Raw genomic sequence first — 17,497 nt, 5'->3', positions numbered from 1 at the left:
TACGGCCGCGCCACGCTCGGGAACCGGCTGCGCTGCGACCGGCGTGCCCTGCGCTTCCGCCCGAGCGTGGATTTCGGCAACGGAACCGTCCAGTTGCCGGACGTCAACCGGTCCCGCCCCGTCAACGAGAAGGTCCACGACGAGGCGCGAGCCGCGACGGCCGGCCGGCCCGACCGGCAGGAGAGCCACTGGCGGGTCCGCCTCGCCGACCGGCCGCAGACGCGCGGCACGGCCACGTCCCTGCGTTCCGCGGTGCATCAGGACAGCGACGGCCGAGCCACCGGCTACGCGCTCTACCGCCACCGGTCCGTACCCGACGCACACGGCGGCGACAGCACCGGTGTAATGCAGGTGCTGGAACTGGCGGCTCTCTCGCTCCAGTCGTACGCCGCGCTGTGGCACTTCCTCGCCGGGATCGACCTGGCCGCCTGGATCGAGTACGAGGGCGCAGCGGACGAACCGCTGCCGCACCTGCTCGCCGAGCCTCGGACGGTCCACTCCACCCTGACCGATCGGCTCTAGGTGCGGCCGGCCGACATCGACCGAGCCTTGGCAGGACGGCGTTACGCGATGCCGGTCGACCTCGTCCTGGACGTGCAAGATCCCTTCTGCCCCTGGAACACCGGGCGCCACCGGCTCCGGGCGGAGGGCGAGAACGTCAGCTGTGAGCCGACGTCCGCCCCCGCCGACCTGCGTATGACGGCAGCGGAACCGGGCGCCGCATTCCTCGGCGGCAGCACACCGGCGGCCCTCGCCGCCGCGGACCTCGCCGCCGCGGGCCTCGCCGCCGCGGGCCTCGTCGAGGAACTGCGTCCCGGCGCACTGCGCCTCGCCTCGGCCGCCTTCCGCGGAGAACGCGAACCCTGGTACCCCGGCGGCTGGGCCTCCCCGCTCTACTGAGCGTCCGCCTATGGACCCAGCGCCTTACGCGACCGTGCTGACGTACCGACCTCCGGACTCGCTACCGCGCCCCGTTGGGGCATGCCCTGACCAACTGCATGCCGGCGCTGCGCAGCGGTCGCAGGTCGGGCTCGCGGTTCTGGGCGAGCGCCGCGCGCACCTCGCCTGCCGCCGCGCCTACGGCGGAGGCGGCCTCCCGCACCTCCGCGCCGGACGACCGCTCCGTGAGTTCAGCGACCGCCGCGTCGAGAGCATCCACCGCCGCGTCCGCCTCCTGGTCGAGGGCGGATTCCAGTACGGCATGCTCGAGGTCCCCGATGGCGTCGGACACGGCCAGCGCGAACCGCGCACAACCCACGGCCCGGTCCTGCCCCTCCGTCATGTCGCACCCCGCGAGCAGCGCGACCGCCAACACCACCGCCACGGCACCTGCTGACCGGCGCATGCCGTCACATCCCTCCGGTGAACCGTCAGGTGAGCCAGGTGAGTCAGGCGAGCCACGAGAGGGAAACACCACCGCCCGCCCGTCCCGGAGAGATCCTACGAACGTCGACTCCGTCCGAGGAGACGTTTTCCCGCACATGACGCCAAAGACGGTCACCTTCCGCCATAAACGGCACATCCCAGCCAGCCTGCCGCCCGAGGGGGTGACCGAGGTCGACCGAGGCGAACCGGCTTGCCCTGGCGACCACCTTGGCAACCGCCTTGGCGACCATCACGTTGACTACTACGTTGACCACCAGGCGAGACGAGGTGTCTTGGCATGCGGATGCGAGCGTAGGTTGAGTGGGCGTCGGGCTGGGTGCCGGGATGGGCGTGGTCCGGCGGCTGACCGCGTTCCGACCGCAGATGAGGAGCATGCGCCATGGCTTCCCCCGTTCCGTCCGCCGGGCCCTCCGTAGCGGAAAGCCCCGTCGAGAACCGCCGCGGGCGGCCCTGGCTGATGCTCGTACTGGGGACCGCGGCGCAGACGGCGTCGTTCGTCTTCGTCTACGGCGTGCCCTACCTCGTACCCACGCTGCGCGAAAAGGACGGCCTGACGCTGACCCAGTCGGGCCTCCTGGTGGCCTGTCCGACGGCCGGGCTGCTTCTCACGCTGGTCCTGTGGGGTGCCGCCGCCGACCGGTACGGGGAGCGCCGTGTGCTGACCACCGGGCTGGGGCTGATGACGCTCGCCCTGCTCGGCACCCTCCTGGCACACGGCCCCGTGGCATGGGGAGCGATGTTCGTCGCGGCGGGCGCCGCCGGGGCTTCGGTGTCCGCGGCCAGCGGCCGGGTGGTACTGGGCTGGTTCTCGGCGCGGCAGCGCGGGCTGGCGATGGGGGTACGGCAGACCTCCACGCCCCTCGGCATGGGCCTGGCGGCACTGGTGATGCCGCCCCTGGCCGCGCACAGCGGTGTTCTCGGCGCGCTCGGCTTCGCCGCGGCGCTCACCGGCGCGGTGACGGTGCTGGTCGCCCTGTTCGTCGTGGATCCGCCACGGGCCACGGCTGCGGAGAAGACCGGGCGGCGCACCGCGAACCCGTACCGCGATCCCCGGCTGTGGCGGACCCATGGCGGCAGCGCGCTGATGGTGTGGCCGCAGTTCACCGCCGGCGCGTTCGGGCTGGTCTTCCTGACCGACGTACTGCACTGGTCGGCGACGGACGCCGGACGGCTGATGGCGCTGGGCCAACTGACGGGAGCGGCCTGCCGGATCGGCGTGGGCCGGTGGTCGGACCGGATAGGCAGCCGTTTGCGCCCGATGCGTCAACTGGCGTGCGTCGTAGGGGTGCTGTCGCTCTGTCTGGCCGTGTGTGCCGTCCGGCCGGGCTGGGCGGCAGGGGTCGTACTGGTACTCACGTGCGGCCTGTCCGCCAGTACCAACGGCCTGTCCTTCACCCAGGTCGCCGAACTGGCCGGGTCCGACTGGGCCGGGCGCGCCATGGGCGTACAGAACACCGGGCAGAACCTCACCGCTTCGCTGACCCCGCCGGTCGCCGGTGCCCTGATCACGGCCACCGGGTACGCACCCGCATTCGTCCTCGCCGGCGTCTGCGCGCTGGCAGCCACCGTGGTCACACCCCGCGAGGACGGCTGAAGAGGAACCTCGCGGTCAGACATTGCGGGCGCTGCGATCCGGCCACGCTGGACGCCCGGGCCGCGGACAGTTGCGATCAGCCGCCGTTGCATATGCCGTTCTCCCAGGCCCAGGCGGCGATTTCGACGCGGTTCCGGGCGGCGAGCTTGCGCTGGATGCTGCCCAGGTGGGTCTTGACCGTGGAGAGGGACACGTACAGTTCGGCGGCCAGTTCCTCGTTGGTGCGGCCTCGGGCGACCAGCCGGACGACGTCGGTCTCCCGCGGGGTCAGGGGTTCGGTGGGGCGGGCGGTCCCCTGGGCCGGCGTCGGCTCCGGCGACCGGGACCCGCCCCGGGCGGCCCTCCCCTCCGCGCCGTTCGGCCCGGAAGCGGTGTCGGGGGGAGTCATGTGCTGCAGGAGGCGGACGGTGATGGAGGGGGAGATCATGGCGTTGCCCGAGGCTGCCGCGCGTACGGCCTCGACGAGGAGCGCCGGGGAGCCGTCCTTCAGGAGGAAACCGCAGGCACCGTTGCGCAGCGCCCGGTAGACGTACTCGTCCAGGTCGAAGGTGGTGGCGATGAGGACGTTCAACGGTTGCTGCGCTCCTGGACCCGCCAGGAGCCGGGTGGCCTCCAGTCCGTCGAGGCCCGGCATACGGATGTCGAGCAGGCATACGTCGGGGCGCAGCCGCCGCGCCTCCTCGACGGCCGCGGTGCCGTCGGCCGCTTCGGCGACGACCTCCATGTCCGGCTGGGAGTCGAGGATCATGCGGAAGGCGGAGCGGATCATTTCCTGGTCGTCGGCGATGAGCAGCCTGATCGTCATGCCGTCAGGGTCGCAGAGTGTCGTCGTCGGCGGCGGTCCGGAGGGACGCGGGTGAGCTCCGGAGGGATGCGGATGAGCTCCGAAGGGATGCGGGTGAGCTTCGGAAAGACGCGGGTGAGGTTCGGAGGGATGCGGATGAGAAGGGAACATCCGCGCAGACGGTCCAGCCGGTACCGCCCCGCCGGCCGGCGGTGAGCTGCCCGCCGAGTGCTTCGACCCGCTCCGCCAGCCCAATGAGGCCGTAGCCATTTTCCGGGCCGTACTCCTTCTCCGGGCCGTAGCCCTTCTCCGGGGCGTACCCCTTCTCCGGGCCGTAGCCCTTCTCCGGGGCGTACCCCTTCTCCGGGGCGTACTCGTTTCTCAGGTTTCTCAGGTTGTCCTCCTTCTCCAGGTCGTGCTTCTCCAGGTCGTACTTTCCCAGGTCATGCTCCTTTCCCAGGCAGTCGTCAGCCTTGTGGCCGTCAGGCTTGCGGCCGCTGTACTTGTGGCTGCCGGACTTGCGGCCGTCGGACTTGTGGCCGTCGGACTTGCGGCCGTCGGCGTCCCGGCCCGTTCGTACGAGGTGTTCGGCGCGTGCGGTCCGGCCCCGCCCGTCATCGGTCACCGACACCTGGAGCCGTTGCGGGGTGACGTCGTCGCGCAGGCGGACGTCGATGGTCACGGCGGTCGTTCCCTGGGCGTGCTTACGGACGTTGGTCAGCGCCTCGCGCACCACGTGGTGCACGGTGGTGCTGGTGCCGGGCGGCAGGCCGTGGTCGGCGAGCCGGGGGTCGAGCGCCAGCGTGGCGGCCGGGCCGGTGGCGGAGAAGTCGGCCGTGAGCTCGCGCAGTGTGCCGAGGTCACCGGCGGGGCGGGTGGCGGCGGTCCGGCCGCTGTCGCGTAGTACGGAGACCATGCTGCGCATCGAGTCCATCGCCTGCGACCCGGCCTTTTCGATGCCGGCCAGCATCCGGTCCAGCTCCTCCGGCTCCGGGGCGTTGCCCGCGGCGGAGGCGAACCGTACGGCCTTGGTCTGGGCGATGATCGCGGTGACGTGATGAGCCACGAAGTCGTGCAGTTCTCGGGCGTATTCCAGCCGCTGGGCCTGGAGACCGGCGTCGTGCTCACGCGCCCGGAGGGTGTCCAGGAGACGGAGGTAGAGGCCGAGCCCCGCCATGAGCAGCGCCCCGAACCAGATGAGGGGGACGACGAAGGTGCCTACGGTGGGCCACTGCTCGGCGGGCAGCCGGAACATGATCACGGTGGTGGTGACCGCCACGCCCAACGCCAGCACCGATGCCGGGAGCAGCGGACGCTGCCACAACGCACGGGCGATGTTCAGCAGCAGTGCGCACAGTTCTATGAAGCCGAAGGTGACGTCCGGTCGCTGTCCAAGCTGCGCGTTCACCAAGGTCACCAGGCAGGAGGCCGCCACAGCGGCGAAGCCGACCAGCGTGAAGCGGTGACGGGGTACGGCAAGGGCCGCCAGGGACAGTCCGCCGGAGACGATCCAGGCCGCTGCCACCAGCACGGAGTGGGTGTCGAGCCCCTCCAGCACGAGGCCGACGAGCAGGACGCCCGCCGCCAGGCAGCGCAGAGCCTGCCGAAGGCGGGGCCGGTCACCGAAAAAGTGGTTCATGCCATGGAACGCTACGGCGTCCGGCCGGGCCGCCGCCTCGGCCGAACGGCCGAGTGCCCGCGGCGGCGGGGCGGCGACGGATCGGCGTTCCGGCTGATTCGCCGGACCCCGGCCGCGTCCGATGATCGGTGAGCAGGTGCCGGCGGATCACCGCCACCGCACGAGCTCGCACCTTTCCTCGCACGAGCAACCGCCGGAGTCGACCATGATCACGCACAGCCGCGACATGACCACGCAGCCCGAGACCGCGCCGGTGGTGGCGTCGGCCGAGAACCTGACCAAGGTTTATGGGGAAGGCGAAACAAGGGTCGAGGCGCTCAAGGGTGTCTCGGCCGCCTTCCGCAAAGGGGAGTTCACCGCGATCATGGGACCCTCCGGGTCGGGCAAGTCCACCTTCATGCACTGCCTGGCCGGCCTGGACACACCGACCTCCGGTACGGCACGGATCGGCGGCATCGAGCTGGGCACGCTGAACGACAGACAGCTCACCCGCGTACGGCGCGAGCGCGTCGGGTTCGTGTTCCAGGCGTACAACCTGCTGAGCACGCTCACCGCTCGCGAGAACATCACCCTGTCGTCCCGCCTCGCCGGCCGTACCGTCGATCCGGAGTGGCTGGACCTTCTGGTGACAGCGGTCGGGTTGAACGACCGCCTCGACCACCGGCCCGATCAGCTCTCCGGCGGGCAGCAGCAGCGCGTCGCCTGTGCCCGGGCGCTCGCCCCGCGTCCCGCGGTGGTCTTCGCCGACGAGCCCACCGGAAACCTCGACTCCCGCGCGGGCGCCGACGTCCTGGCGTTCCTGAAGATATCGGCGCGCGAGTTCGGCCAGTCCATCGTGATGGTCACGCACGATCCGGTGGCCGCCGCCTACGCCGAGCGTGCCCTCTTCCTCGCCGACGGCCGCATCGTCGACGAGATGGCCGGCCCCACGGCGGACGGCGTACTGGACCGGCTGAAGTCCCTGGACGCCCGTGAGCCGGCCGGCACCCGCTGACGCGGAGTCGCACCTGCCGGGCCACGACTGCCGCTCCCGCCGGGCCACGATTGCCGCGCCCCGCCGGGCCACGGCCTCGACTCCCGCTCGCCTGACCTCTCGTCCTCCCTCTCCCGAAGGCCTCCGATGTTCCGTACCGCCCTGCGTTCCGTGCGGCGCCACAAGTTGCGTTTCGCGCTGCCCGTCCTCGCCGTCCTGCTCGGTGTGGCCTGTGTCAGCGGTTCCCTGCTCTACAGCCAGTCCCTGCGGCAGGCGATGACCGATGAACAGGCTGCCTCGCGCCCCGATGTGTCCGTCGAGGTACGCGCCGATCCGGACGCTCCGGGACCGCACTCCTCCGACGCCGCCCCGCCGCTGGACGAGGACTTGAGAGAACGGCTGGCCGCGCTGCCCTGTGCCGCGGCGGCGCGCGGCACTCTGGAGGGGCGCGCGCTCCTCGTCGGCCCGGACGGCGAGCTGGTCGGCTCTCCGTCGGCCGGCGGAGGCGTCAACTACGTACCGGACCGCCACGGCGCCGATCCGCGGTACCCGATGACGTCAGGGCGCGGGCCGCGTTCCGCCGACGAGGTCGCCATCGACCAGCAGTCCGCCGACAGCACCGGCTACCGGGTGGGCGACGAGGTACGCGTCATCGTGAACGGCAAGGTCCGCGACGTCCGGCTCGCCGGCGTCTTCACGGCACATGACCCGCGGCTCGCCGGCGGCGGCACTCTCACCGCTTTCGACAACGCCACGGCCGGGCGGCAGTTCGCGCCCGCACCCGGCGCGTACGCCTCCCTCACCCTGACCGCCGCCTCCGGCACCTCCCCCGCCGTCCTGGCCGAGCGTGCCGCGAAGCTGCTGCCGTCGGGGCTCCAGGCGGTCACCCGGGCCCAGTTGGACGCCGAGGCCGCCGACAGCCCGGACAGCAAGAAGCTCGGCACGCTGCTGCTGATCTTCGCAGGTATCGCCCTGCTCATCTCCAGCTTCCTGGTCGGCAACACCTTCGCCATGCTCAGCGCCGCCCGGGCTCGCGAGCACGCCCTGCTGCGTGCCATCGGGGCCACCCGCCGCTACGTCCTGCGGATGGCGCTGACCGAAGCGGTCCTGGTCGGAGCGGTCGCCTCCCTCGCGGGGTATGCGGCGGGCATCGGCGTCGCCACCGCGCTGGGGAGCCTTTTCGGTGCCACCGGCGACGTGGCCACCGCCGCCGCACCGCTGCGGCCCCTCTCTCCCACCCCACTGCTGGCCGCCTTCGGTGTCGGCATCGGCGTCACCTGCCTCTCCGCTTACGTCCCCGCGCGCCGGGCCGCCGCCGTGCCTCCGGTGGCGGCACTGCGTACGTCCGTGCCCCCGACCAGCGCCTCGTTGCGCCGCCGTCACCGCATCGGGTTCGCGGTCACCGCGGCAGGCGTGCTGCTCGTCCTCGCCGCCACCGGCAGCACCGACCTCTTCGCCCTCGCCGTGCCGGTCCTGCTGGCCGGGCTGATGATCCTCACCCCGCTGCTCGCGCTGGGTGTCACCCGGCTGCTGCGTACCCCGATGATCCGGCTGGCCGGTGTGCGGGGCACGCTCGCGCTGGCCAACGTGCGCCGCAATCCGCGGCGTACGGCCGCCACCGCCACCGCTCTGACCGTCGGTCTCACCCTGATCAGCGCCGTCACCGTGGCCCTGTACTCGCTGAGTGCCATGGCCGAGCGGGAGGCGGAAGCCGGCATGCCGACGGATCTGCGGATCACCGCGGTCGACTTCGCCGAGATCGGTGACGACACGGCGGACCGCGTCGCCCGGCTGCCGCACGTGGCAGCCGTCACCCCGACCGTGGACGCGCCGCTGGAACTCGCCGACGGGTCCTTCCTCCCTGCCACGGCCATCGACCCGGGCGCGGTCGGCCGGATCGACGGCATCACCGTGCGCGAGGGCTCACTGGACCGCCTCGGCCAGGGCATCGCCGTCACCGCCGAGACCGCCGCGGCACACGGCTGGCAGGTCGGCGACCGGGTGACCGGAGCCCTGGACCTGAGTTCCGGGGAGAGCGGCGAGAAGGCCGGCGCGGCTGACACGGCCGGCCACCGCATCGTCGCGGTCTACGACGGTCCCGAAGCCCTGTCCCCCGCGCTGCTGCCCACCGATGCCCTGCCCTCAGCAGGCCGCACCGGGCCGGGCGGGCTGCCCGCCGCCGCACTGACGTCAGTCCTGGTGGAGGCGGAGCCCGGCCACCTCGGTGCGTTGAAGGAGGAGATACGTCAGGCCCTCGACAACCCGGCCCTGCTCGTGCAGGACCACGCCGACGCGGGCCGGGAAGCCGCGCGTGCCTACGCGCCCATGCTCACCACCATGTACGCCATGCTGAGCGTCACGGTGGTGATCGGAGCCCTGGGCGTGGCCAACACCATGGGCATGGCCGTGTTCGAACGCATACGGGAGGTCGGCATGCTGCGCGCCATCGGCCTGGACCGCCGCGGCGTCGGCTCCCTGCTCCGGTTGGAGTCGGTGGTGGTGTCCCTGCTGGGATCGGGGCTCGGTCTCCTGGCCGGCAGTGCGGTCGGCGCGGCGGCCGTCGCGAGTCAGGAGGGCGCCGTCCTGGTCATGCCGTGGGGCCGACTGCTGGTGTTCTTCGCCGCGACCGCCGCGATCGGGGTACTCGCCTCCCTGTGGCCAGGACGCCGAGCCGCCGCCATACCGATCCTGCGGGCCATACGTACGAACACCGAATGAACACCACGGCTCCGCACGACACGCCCTCACCGGAAACGGCCTCACGCGCCACGGCTCCACACGACACGACCCCACCGGAAACGGCCCCACACGCCACGGCTCCACACGACACGACCCCACCGGAAACGGCCCCACACGCCACGGCTCCACACGACACGACCCCACCGGAAACGGCCCCACACGCCACGGCTCCACACGACACGACCCCACCGGAAACGGCCTCACATGCAACGGCTCCGCACCCACAGGGGCGCGGGACACGGCGCACAACCGACATCCGCTCCCCGTAGGCGCGGGCCACGGCAAGCACCCGCCCCCCCCCCCCGCGTCCTCGCTCATGAGGCGGTGGCGTCGCGCCACAGGCTCCAGGCGAGTCCGAGGCCGGCGAGGGCCACCGCCACCCGCAGTGGGGTTTCGGGGACCCGTCGGACGACTGCCGGGCCGATCCAGGCGCCCGCGAAGCAGCCGAGGCCGAGCATGAGCGCAGCGCCCCAGTCGACGGGGGCGAGGAAGGCGTAGGCGAGGGCCGCGGTGATGTTGGCGGCGCCGGTGACGATGTTCTTGACGGCGTTGGTCACCGGCAGCGGCTCGGCCGCCGACAGGGAGAGCACGGCCAGCATGAGTACGCCGGCCGCTGCGCCGAAGTAGCCGCCGTACAGACCGACCAGCAACACCGCTGCCGCCATGGGAAGTTGAGGTACGGCGGTGCCGCCGGTACCGCGCCGTGCGATCAGGCGCCGCAGGGGTTCGCGTGCCAGGATCAGCACCGAGCCGAGGGCGATGAGCCACGGTACGGCCAGCTCGAAGGCGGACGACGGTGTGCCGAGGAGCAGCGCGGCGCCGATCGCCCCGCCCAGTGCGGCGATGCAGGCGAGCCGGACGAGTCGGCGGCGCTGGCCGCGGAGCTCCGCGCGCGAACCGGCGGCGGTGCCCACGGTGTTGGAGAAGAGGGCCACGGTGTTGGTGACGTTGGCGGCGACGGGCGGAAGGCCGGCGGCGAGCAGCGCGGGATAACTGAACAGCGAGGCGAGCCCGGCGATCGAGCCGGCGAGTCCGGCGGCGACCCCGGCAGCGAGGAGGAGCACCGCGGAGGCGAGGGCCGGATGTCCGGCGATCAGCTCTGTCATATGACCGGGCCCCCGGGCGGCATGGTGTGCGGCATGTTGTACGGCGTGACCACCTGGATGGCCGAGGGCAGCGGTGGGCCTCCGTCGGGCAGCGCTCCGTGGGCCCGCATGATGATCTGGCAGGCGCGGCGCATGTCCTGGCGGAGGTCGTGGTGGAGGACGGCGGAGAGGCGGCCTTCGCGCAGCAGCCGGGTGTTGTCCTGGTCGAGGTCGTGCGCGATGAACACCGCACACTCCCGGCCCAGGTCCTCGAAGGCGTCCACGGTCGCCGCGTTCCCGCCGCCCATCGAGTAGACCGCGTTGATGGCCGGATCGCGCTCCAGCGCCGCCAGGACCAGCTCCCGCTGGGTGGCGTCCAGACCGTCGCTGTCGGTGACCTCCACCAGGGTGCGGTGCGGCTGGGTGGTGCGCATGGCGCTGCGGAAGCCCATCTCGCGCTCCTCCTCACCCCGGAAGAAGCCCCGGCTGATGGTGGTGAGGACGTTCTCCGGACGCTCGCCCAGCCACTGGCCGACGAGGTAGGCGGCCGTGGTGCCGGCGGCCCGGTTGTCGATCCCCACGTACGCGCGGCGCGCACTGCCGGGCAGATCGGTGACCAGCGTGACGACGGGGATGCCGGCGGCCGTCAGCCGGCCGACGGCCGCGACGACCTCCGGGACATCCGGCGCCTTGAGGACGACGCCCTGCGAACCACGCTCACCGATCCTGTCCAGCGTCGCGACCAGCTCACACACCCGCCCGGTCTCCCGGAAGTGGAAGCGGGCACGCACCACCGCCGGGCGCAGGGCGGGCAGTTCGGCCTCCAGCGCGGCGCGCACCGCGGACGAGAACCGTTCCGGCGCCTGCATCACCATGTCGATCATGAACGTGCGGCCGCCGATCCGCACCTGCGTCCGCTGCCGCTCCAGGTCCCTGACCGCCTGGTGCACCTCCATGACGGTGCTCTCCCGTACGCCGCCCCGGTCGTTGAGGACCCGGTCCACGGTGGCCTCGCTCAGTCCGGCCTGACGGGCGATCTCCCTGATCGGATAGGGATGCCGCATGACTCTTTCCAGGAATCGTTGGAGGCCTTGAGGGGCCTCGAGGAGACGTGAGGGCTTTTTGATGGCTCGATGAGGATTGTATGAGGTTGACGAGTTGATCAGACTGACAGGAAGGCAAGCACGGCGAAAGGACCGTCATGTCCCTCACGGATGCGGGATCACGTGCGTGGCTGAGCGAGGACGACTGCGATCTGGAGTCGTTCCGTTCGCTGGTCGAGCAGCGCACCGATCCCGGCGAGCATCCCTCCGCCGAGGGGATCGAGCAGAACGTGCCCCTGTACGACAGCGCCCGGCTGCGTGATCTCACCGGCACTCCGGAAGGGCGCCGTGCCGTACAGGAGGAGCTGGTCCGGGCCCTTCTCGACGGCCCCGGCATCGTGGTCCTCCAGCGCGCCTTCACGGATGCCGCCGTCGTGGACCGGGCGTCAGCGGCCTTCGACGCGCTGATCGAGGAGGAGCGTGCGGCGGGCGGGGCGCGCGGCGACCACTTCGCCGCGCCGGGCGCCAACGACCGGGTCTGGAACGCGCTGGACAAGATGGCCGTCCGGGAACCGGAGGCGTTCGCCGACTACTACGCCAACGACATGCTGGCACTGGTGGCCGAGGCCTGGCTCGGCCCCGCGTACCAGGTGACCTCGCAGATCAACGTGGTCAACCCCGGCGGCGCCGCCCAGCAGGTACACCGCGACTACCACCTCGGCTTCCTCACCCAGGAGCAGGCCGCGGCCTACCCGGCGCACGTCCACCGCCTCTCCCCCGTCCTGACCCTGCAGGGCGCGGTGGCCCACTGCGACATGCCGGTCGAGTCGGGACCGACGCTCTACCTGCCGCACTCGCAGAAGTACGAACCGGGCTACCTCGCCTGGCGGCGCCCGGAGTTCGTCGCGTACTTCGATGACCACCACGTCCAGCTCCCGCTGCTCAAGGGCGACGCGGTGTTCTTCAACCCCGCGCTCTTCCACGCCGCGGGCCGCAACCGCTCGGCGGACATCAGGCGGATGGCCAACCTGCTCCAGGTCTCCTCCGCCTTCGGGCGCGCGATGGAGACCGTCGACCGGGAGGCGATGGTCGACGCGGTCTTCCCGGTGCTGCTGCGCCGCAAGGCCGAGGGGGCCGGTGAGGACTGGCTGCGCCGGGTGGTCACCGTCATGGCCGAGGGGTATCCCTTCCCCACCAACCTGGACCTCGATCCGCCGGTCGGCGGGCTCGCTCCGCCCTCCCAGGCGGACACCGTCCGGCAGGCCGTGGCCGAGGAGTGGGCCCCGGGCCGGCTCCGCCAGGAACTGCGGGCCGGCGCGAAGCGCCGCCGGAGCTGACGCCAGGACCGAAGGAGAGACAGCACATGGGACTGCTCGACACCCCTCTGCTCAACGACCGGGTCGTCCTCGTCAACGGCGGCAGCCAGGGCGTCGGCGCGGGCGTCGTCCGGGCGGCCGTACGCGAAGGCGCGACCGTCGTCTTCACCGGACGCCGGAGCGAGGTCGGCGAGAAGCTCGCCGCGGACACGGGCGCGCGCTTCCTGCGGGCCGACCTGGCGGACCCGGTACAGGCGGGGGGCAGCGTCACGCACACGGTGAGGGCACACGGGCGCATCGACTGCCTGGTCAACGCCGCCGGGCTGACCTCCCGCGGTTCGCTGCTGGACACGACGCCGGAGCTGTTCGACGCGCATATGGCGGTCAATCTGCGGGCGCCGTTCTTCGCCATGCAGGCCGCGGTGGCGGACATGAAGGGCCGGAAGGCGCCGGGCACCATCGTCAACGTCGGCTCCAACTGCGCGCACGGCGGGCCGCCCCACCTGGCTCCGTACTCCGCCGCCAAGGCCGGTCTCGCCGGACTGACCAAGAACGCCGCGCACGCCCACCGCTGGGACCGCATCCGTATCAACGGCCTCAACATCGGCTGGACGGACACCGAGGGCGAGGACGCGACCCAGCGCGCCTACCACGGCGCGGGCGACGACTGGCGCGAGAAGGCCGCCCGGGCACAGCCGATGGGCAGACTCGGCCAGGTGGACGAGATCGCCGACTTCGTCGTCCTCCTGCTCTCCGACCGCAGTGGTGTGGTGACCGGCTCGGTCATCGACTGGGACCAGAACGTCGTCGGCGGACTCGACCAGACCGGCCCTCGGGGCTGAAAGGGCGTCATTTCATGCGCATGGGCATCATGGGGCTGGGCCGCATCGGTTCGTTCCACGCGGAGACCCTGTCCGGGCTGGACGTGGTGGACTCGCTGGTGGTCACCGACCCGGTGGCCGCGACCGCCGCCTCCGCGGCAGAGCGGTTCGGAGCCACCCCGGCCGACTCCCCCGAGGCGGTACTCGCCGCCGGTGTCGACGGCGTCGTCATCGCCGCCGCGACCGACGCACATCCGGAGCTGATCCTCGCTGCCGTCAAGGCCGGTATCCCCGTCTTCTGCGAGAAGCCGGTGGCCCGCGGCACCGAGGAGAGCCTGGCGGTGCTGCGCGCGGTCGAGGGCAGCGGCGTCGAGGTGCACATCGGCTACAACCGGCGGTTCGACGCGGGCTGTACGTCCGCGCGGGCGGCCGTGCTGAGCGGCGAACTCGGCCCGCTGCACACCGTACGGTCCACCACGCTGGACCCGGCGCCCCCGCCGCCCGCGTACGTGGCGGTCTCCGGCGGCATCTTCCGCGACTGCAGCGTGCACGATTTCGACCTCGTCCGCTGGGTCACCGGCCGCGAGGTCACGGAGGTGTACGCCGCCGGCGGCAACCGTGGCGCGGACTTCATCGCCGCAGCCGGCGACGTCGACACCGCTTCGGCGCTGCTCACCCTCGACGACGGGACGATCGCCGTCGTCTCCAACACGCGTCACAACGCCCGTGGTTACGACGTGCGCCTGGAACTGCACGGCATGAAGGACAGCATCGCCGTGGGCCTGGAGGACAAACTGCCGCTGCGCTCCGCCGAGCCCGGCGCCACCTTCCCCGGCGGTCCCCCGCACCAGTTCTTCATGGACCGCTTCGCCGCCGCCTACCGCGCCGAACTCACCGCCTTCACCGAGGTCGTCGCGGGTGCCCGGCCCTCCCCCTGCACCGTTGCCGACGCCGTCGAAGCGAGCTGGATCGCGGAAGCGTGCACCCTGTCGTTGCGCGAGCACCGACCCGTGACGATCGACGAGGTGCGTGCCGCATGACGGACGAGCCCATGCGTATCGGCATCCTCGGCGCGGCCCGCATCGCCGAGCGGGCCCTCGTCACACCGGCCCGTACGGCCGGCCACCGCCTCGTCGCCGTGGCCGCCCGCGACCACGCCAGAGCCACCGCCTTCGCGCGGCAGCACGGTGTCGAGCGGGTGGCCCGCTCGTACGCCGACCTCATCGCCGACCCGGAGGTCGAGGTCGTCTACAACCCGCTGCCGAACGGCCTGCACGGGCCGTGGAACCTGGCGGCGCTGGCCGCGGGCAAGCACGTACTGACCGAGAAGCCGTCCGCGAGCAACGCGGCGGAGGCCGCCGAGGTCCAGAAGGCGGCGGCCGGGGCGGGCACCGTCTTCATGGAGGGCTTCCACTACCTGTTCCACCCGGTCACCCGCCGGCTGCACGCACTGCTGGACAGCGGGGAGCTGGGCGAACTACGGCACGTGGAGACCGTGGTGGCGATGCCCGCGCCGGCGGAGAGCGATGTGCGCTGGTCGCTGCCGCTGGCGGGCGGTGCCCTCATGGACCTCGGCTGCTACGGCCTGCACGCCCAGCGGATGCTCGCTCCGTGGGCGGGCGGCGCGCCACGGCTGGTCACCGCGCGCGGTGGCGAACGGGCCGATGCGCCCGGGGTCGACGAATGGCTCGACGCCGACCTGGAGTTCCCGGGCGGCGCGACCGGCAGCGTCCGCTGCCACATGGCGTACGACTCGTGGCAGGCGAGCTGCCGGATCGTGGGGACGCGGGGCGAGGCCACCGCGGCCGACTTCGTACTGCCGCACCAGGACGACCGGATCACCGTGCGCACGGCCGCCGGCGAACGCACCGAGGAGCTCGGGCGCCGGTCCTCGTACGCCTACCAGCTCGACGCGTTCGCGGCGCACCTGCGCCATGGCGCGCCGCCGGTCCTCGGTGCCGAGGACGCGCTGACCACCATGGCGCTCATCGACGGCTGTTACCGGGCGGCCGGGTTCCCGGTCCGGCCGCGTACGGTCCTTCCGGCCACGGGGTGAGGGACAGCGGGGAGCGGGTCGGCCGCGGTGCCGTCCCGCCCCCCTTGCCGCCTACCGCAGCAGTTCAGCGGCGGTCCGGTACGCCGCGTCGGCGGCCTGACGCACCGGCAGCGCACGGTGTGCGTCGGAGAGGATCTCCACTCCCCAGGGTCCGTTCCAGCCGGCCGTGCGGAGCGCGGTGACGAGGTCCGGCAGCGCGAAGGAGCCCTCGCCGCACAGCCGGCGGTGCCGGACCGTGTCCTCGACGAGGGTGCCGACGACCTCGCTGTCCGCGTCGCTGAGCTCCACGCCCACGATGCGTGACGCAGGTACGTCCGCCAGATCGGCCGGCGGGGTCTGCGCGCGTTCGGTGTGCCAGACGTCGATGATGAGGCCGCCCGCCGGGTGACCGGCCGCCGCGACGAGTTCCAGCCCGTCGCGCACGGTCCTGATGTTGGACCAGGGCAGGAACTCGATCCCGAGCCGGGCTCCCACACCGTCCGCCTGTGCGGCCAGGCCGGCGAACTCCTCGGCCCACACGTCGAGGTCCCACGGCCCGTCCCCGACATCGGGGCCGACCTTGATGTGGCGCGCGCCGAGCGTCTCCGCGGCCCGCAGGAGGTCCCGGCGCACCACGTCCGACGCGGCACGCCGGGGTCCTTCGGTCCACCAGTCCAGCAGGAACTCCAGCTCCACGTGCACGAGCCCGTTGTCCTCGAAGAGAGCGCGGACGCCCGGGAGCCCGTACGTACGCTCGGCCTCCACCAGGTCCGCGTAGAGCAGGCCGAAGCCCGTGAACCCGGCGGCACCCGCCGCTTCCGCCCGCTCCCGCAGCCTCAGCGGGCTGCGCTGGTCGCGCGAGTCGGGCGCGGCGGCGCCCGCGGTGGTCCAGCAGGTGGCCAGCAGGTCCTCGGTGGTCATATCCGGTGCTCTCCCTCAGCGGACGACATCGGCGCACTCACAGTGCCGGCCCTTCAGCGCACCCGCAGTGCCGGCCCGCGCCTACGCCGGTGTCAGCGGCCCTGGAGTGCCCTGACGTTGTCGCCGAAGGTCCAGCCCTTGGAGCCGTCCCAGTTGAGGGACCAGGTCATCAGTCCCTTCAGGCGGTTGCCGTAGGTGTTCCAGGCCTGCGCTACCTGACTGGTGGTCAGGTAGCCGCCGCCCGCGCCCGGTTGCGCGGGCAGGCCCGGTACCTGCTTGTCGTAGGGGACCTTGATGGTGGTGCCCTGGACTACCAGCCCCTTGTTCAGGCAGTCCGTCTGCGCGGTGAACCCGGCGACCGTGCCGGCGGAGTAGGAGTCGCCGGAGCAGCCGTACATGCTGCCGTTGTAGTACTGCATGTTGAGCCACCACAGGCGCCCGTTGTCCGCGTACTTCTTGACGACGGGGAGGTACGCGCCCCAGATCGAGCCGTACGTCACGCTGCCGCCGGTGACGTAAGCGGTCTCGGGGGCCATGGTCAGGCCGAAGTTCGAGGGCATCCGGGCGAGGACGCCGTCGATGATGCGGATCAGGTGGGACTGCGAGGCCGAGAGCTGGTTGATGTTGCCACTGCCGGTGAGGCCGGTCTCGATGTCGATGTCGATGCCGTCGAAGTTGTACTTCTTCAGGATCGGCACGATGGTCTCGACGAACCGGTCGGCGACCGCGGCGGAGCTGAGGTCGATACCGGCCGCGGCGCCGCCGATGGACATCAGGAGCGTGGCGCCGTTCGCCTTCGCCTGGCACATCTCGGCGGGCGTCGCGACCTTCACCGTGGCGTCCATGCCGTCCTCCCAGAGGACGGTGCCGTCCGAACGGATCACGGGGAACGCCGCGTTGATCACGTTGTAACCGTGGGCGCCGATGCGCGGGTCGGTGATCGGGATCCAGCCGAGGCCGGGGTGGACGCCGTTGGCCGCGCCGTCCCAGTTCTCCCAGTACCCCTGCAGCACTTTGCCGGTGGGGCGGGACTTCACCGGGCAGGTGTCGGCCTGCGGCACGGCGGGTGCGGCGGCAGCCGGAAGCTGCGCGGCGAGAACGAGCGCAAGTCCAGTACCCAGCAGTCGGAGGGCCTTACCGATCATGGGGTGTCCTCTCTTG

16 protein-coding genes are annotated in these 17,497 nt (G+C 72.0%); 9 read left to right on the top strand and 7 right to left on the bottom strand.

Translation table 11 applies throughout. The annotated features are described in order from the left end of the window. Nucleotides 1–66 precede the first annotated feature (66 nt). On the top strand, nt 67–522 hold the full coding sequence (locus AAC944_RS30170) for a putative GNAT family N-acetyltransferase (RefSeq protein WP_368396509.1): 456 nt from the start codon (nt 67–69) through the stop codon (nt 520–522). A gap of 27 nt (nt 523–549) precedes the next feature. After that, on the top strand, nt 550–900 hold the full coding sequence (locus AAC944_RS30165) for a sterol carrier protein domain-containing protein (protein WP_368396508.1): 351 nt from the start codon (nt 550–552) through the stop codon (nt 898–900). 61 nt (nt 901–961) lie between these two features. On the opposite strand, the gene AAC944_RS30160 is transcribed toward AAC944_RS30165, so the two are convergent. Then, entirely contained in the window at nt 962–1,345 is a 384-nt protein-coding gene (locus AAC944_RS30160) for a hypothetical protein (protein ID WP_196943245.1), read from the bottom strand. Nucleotides 1,346–1,765: 420 nt separating this feature from the next. Between AAC944_RS30160 and AAC944_RS30155 the strand changes: the two genes are divergently transcribed. Continuing rightward, nucleotides 1,766–2,980 carry an MFS transporter gene (locus AAC944_RS30155; protein WP_030622054.1) on the top strand — a complete coding sequence of 405 codons (1,215 nt, stop codon included), beginning with the start codon at nt 1,766–1,768 and terminating at the stop codon, nt 2,978–2,980. Between the two features lie 76 nt (nt 2,981–3,056). Here AAC944_RS30155 and AAC944_RS30150 read toward each other — a convergent pair whose 3' ends face one another. Continuing rightward, the gene (locus AAC944_RS30150; protein ID WP_030622056.1) at nt 3,057–3,785 is read right to left on the bottom strand and encodes a response regulator; all 729 of its coding nucleotides are present in this window, start codon (nt 3,783–3,785) and stop codon (nt 3,057–3,059) included. A gap of 4 nt (nt 3,786–3,789) precedes the next feature. Then, nucleotides 3,790–5,403 carry a sensor histidine kinase gene (locus tag AAC944_RS30145; RefSeq protein WP_051872258.1) on the bottom strand — a complete coding sequence of 538 codons (1,614 nt, stop codon included), beginning with the start codon at nt 5,401–5,403 and terminating at the stop codon, nt 3,790–3,792. Nucleotides 5,404–5,629: 226 nt separating this feature from the next. Here AAC944_RS30145 and AAC944_RS30140 point away from each other — a divergent pair, with 226 nt between their 5' ends. Beyond that, nucleotides 5,630–6,397, top strand: a complete 768-nt coding sequence (locus tag AAC944_RS30140; protein ID WP_030622058.1) for an ABC transporter ATP-binding protein — start codon at nt 5,630–5,632, stop codon at nt 6,395–6,397. Between the two features lie 126 nt (nt 6,398–6,523). After that, a complete protein-coding gene (locus AAC944_RS30135) occupies nt 6,524–9,094 on the top strand; it encodes an ABC transporter permease (protein ID WP_030622059.1) in 2,571 nt (856 codons plus the stop codon). A gap of 335 nt (nt 9,095–9,429) precedes the next feature. Here AAC944_RS30135 and AAC944_RS30130 read toward each other — a convergent pair whose 3' ends face one another. Next, a complete protein-coding gene (locus tag AAC944_RS30130; RefSeq protein ID WP_030622060.1) occupies nt 9,430–10,221 on the bottom strand; it encodes a sulfite exporter TauE/SafE family protein in 792 nt (263 codons plus the stop codon). After that, nucleotides 10,218–11,264, bottom strand: coding sequence for a LacI family DNA-binding transcriptional regulator (locus tag AAC944_RS30125; protein WP_368396507.1), 1,047 nt, complete (start codon nt 11,262–11,264; stop codon nt 10,218–10,220). The genes AAC944_RS30130 and AAC944_RS30125 overlap by 4 nt, the downstream gene beginning before the upstream one ends. 137 nt (nt 11,265–11,401) lie before the next feature. Here AAC944_RS30125 and AAC944_RS30120 point away from each other — a divergent pair, with 137 nt between their 5' ends. The 4 genes from AAC944_RS30120 to AAC944_RS30105 are packed head-to-tail and all read left to right on the top strand — an operon-like array spanning nt 11,402 to nt 15,436. Continuing rightward, nucleotides 11,402–12,580, top strand: a complete 1,179-nt coding sequence (locus AAC944_RS30120) for a phytanoyl-CoA dioxygenase family protein (RefSeq protein ID WP_030622062.1) — start codon at nt 11,402–11,404, stop codon at nt 12,578–12,580. Nucleotides 12,581–12,606: 26 nt separating this feature from the next. Next, nucleotides 12,607–13,401 carry an SDR family oxidoreductase gene (locus AAC944_RS30115; protein ID WP_030622063.1) on the top strand — a complete coding sequence of 265 codons (795 nt, stop codon included), beginning with the start codon at nt 12,607–12,609 and terminating at the stop codon, nt 13,399–13,401. Nucleotides 13,402–13,415: 14 nt separating this feature from the next. After that, nucleotides 13,416–14,420: a Gfo/Idh/MocA family protein gene (locus AAC944_RS30110; protein WP_030622064.1), complete on the top strand. Its 1,005-nt coding sequence runs from the start codon at nt 13,416–13,418 to the stop codon at nt 14,418–14,420. Beyond that, the gene (locus AAC944_RS30105) at nt 14,417–15,436 is read left to right on the top strand and encodes a Gfo/Idh/MocA family protein (protein ID WP_030622065.1); all 1,020 of its coding nucleotides are present in this window, start codon (nt 14,417–14,419) and stop codon (nt 15,434–15,436) included. The genes AAC944_RS30110 and AAC944_RS30105 overlap by 4 nt, the downstream gene beginning before the upstream one ends. 51 nt (nt 15,437–15,487) lie before the next feature. Here the strand turns inward: AAC944_RS30105 and AAC944_RS30100 are convergent, their stop codons facing one another. Together AAC944_RS30100 and AAC944_RS30095 are read right to left on the bottom strand one after the other, a co-directional pair. After that, on the bottom strand, nt 15,488–16,336 hold the full coding sequence (locus AAC944_RS30100; protein WP_030622067.1) for a sugar phosphate isomerase/epimerase family protein: 849 nt from the start codon (nt 16,334–16,336) through the stop codon (nt 15,488–15,490). Nucleotides 16,337–16,428: 92 nt separating this feature from the next. Beyond that, on the bottom strand, nt 16,429–17,481 hold the full coding sequence (locus tag AAC944_RS30095; protein ID WP_030622068.1) for a chitinase: 1,053 nt from the start codon (nt 17,479–17,481) through the stop codon (nt 16,429–16,431). Nucleotides 17,482–17,497: the final 16 nt, after the last annotated feature.

It is taken from the genome of Streptomyces sclerotialus (genome assembly GCF_040907265.1).
Taxonomy (GTDB): domain Bacteria; phylum Actinomycetota; class Actinomycetes; order Streptomycetales; family Streptomycetaceae; genus Streptomyces; species Streptomyces sclerotialus.
The sequence above is the reverse complement of the archived record's forward strand: the minus strand, read 5'-3'. Positions and strand labels throughout refer to the sequence as shown.

Coding starts and splice junctions, on each gene's coding strand:
- AAC944_RS30095 (WP_030622068.1), bottom strand. CDS start 17,481: ATGATCGGTAAGGCCCTCCGACTGCTGGGTACTGGACTTGCGCTCGTT.
- AAC944_RS30105 (WP_030622065.1), top strand. CDS start 14,417: ATGACGGACGAGCCCATGCGTATCGGCATCCTCGGCGCGGCCCGCATC.
- AAC944_RS30115 (WP_030622063.1), top strand. CDS start 12,607: ATGGGACTGCTCGACACCCCTCTGCTCAACGACCGGGTCGTCCTCGTC.
- AAC944_RS30120 (WP_030622062.1), top strand. CDS start 11,402: ATGTCCCTCACGGATGCGGGATCACGTGCGTGGCTGAGCGAGGACGAC.
- AAC944_RS30150 (WP_030622056.1), bottom strand. CDS start 3,785: ATGACGATCAGGCTGCTCATCGCCGACGACCAGGAAATGATCCGCTCC.
- AAC944_RS30125 (WP_368396507.1), bottom strand. CDS start 11,264: ATGCGGCATCCCTATCCGATCAGGGAGATCGCCCGTCAGGCCGGACTG.
- AAC944_RS30110 (WP_030622064.1), top strand. CDS start 13,416: ATGCGCATGGGCATCATGGGGCTGGGCCGCATCGGTTCGTTCCACGCG.
- AAC944_RS30100 (WP_030622067.1), bottom strand. CDS start 16,336: ATGACCACCGAGGACCTGCTGGCCACCTGCTGGACCACCGCGGGCGCC.
- AAC944_RS30130 (WP_030622060.1), bottom strand. CDS start 10,221: ATGACAGAGCTGATCGCCGGACATCCGGCCCTCGCCTCCGCGGTGCTC.
- AAC944_RS30160 (WP_196943245.1), bottom strand. CDS start 1,345: ATGCGCCGGTCAGCAGGTGCCGTGGCGGTGGTGTTGGCGGTCGCGCTG.
- AAC944_RS30135 (WP_030622059.1), top strand. CDS start 6,524: ATGTTCCGTACCGCCCTGCGTTCCGTGCGGCGCCACAAGTTGCGTTTC.
- AAC944_RS30145 (WP_051872258.1), bottom strand. CDS start 5,403: ATGAACCACTTTTTCGGTGACCGGCCCCGCCTTCGGCAGGCTCTGCGC.
- AAC944_RS30140 (WP_030622058.1), top strand. CDS start 5,630: ATGACCACGCAGCCCGAGACCGCGCCGGTGGTGGCGTCGGCCGAGAAC.
- AAC944_RS30155 (WP_030622054.1), top strand. CDS start 1,766: ATGGCTTCCCCCGTTCCGTCCGCCGGGCCCTCCGTAGCGGAAAGCCCC.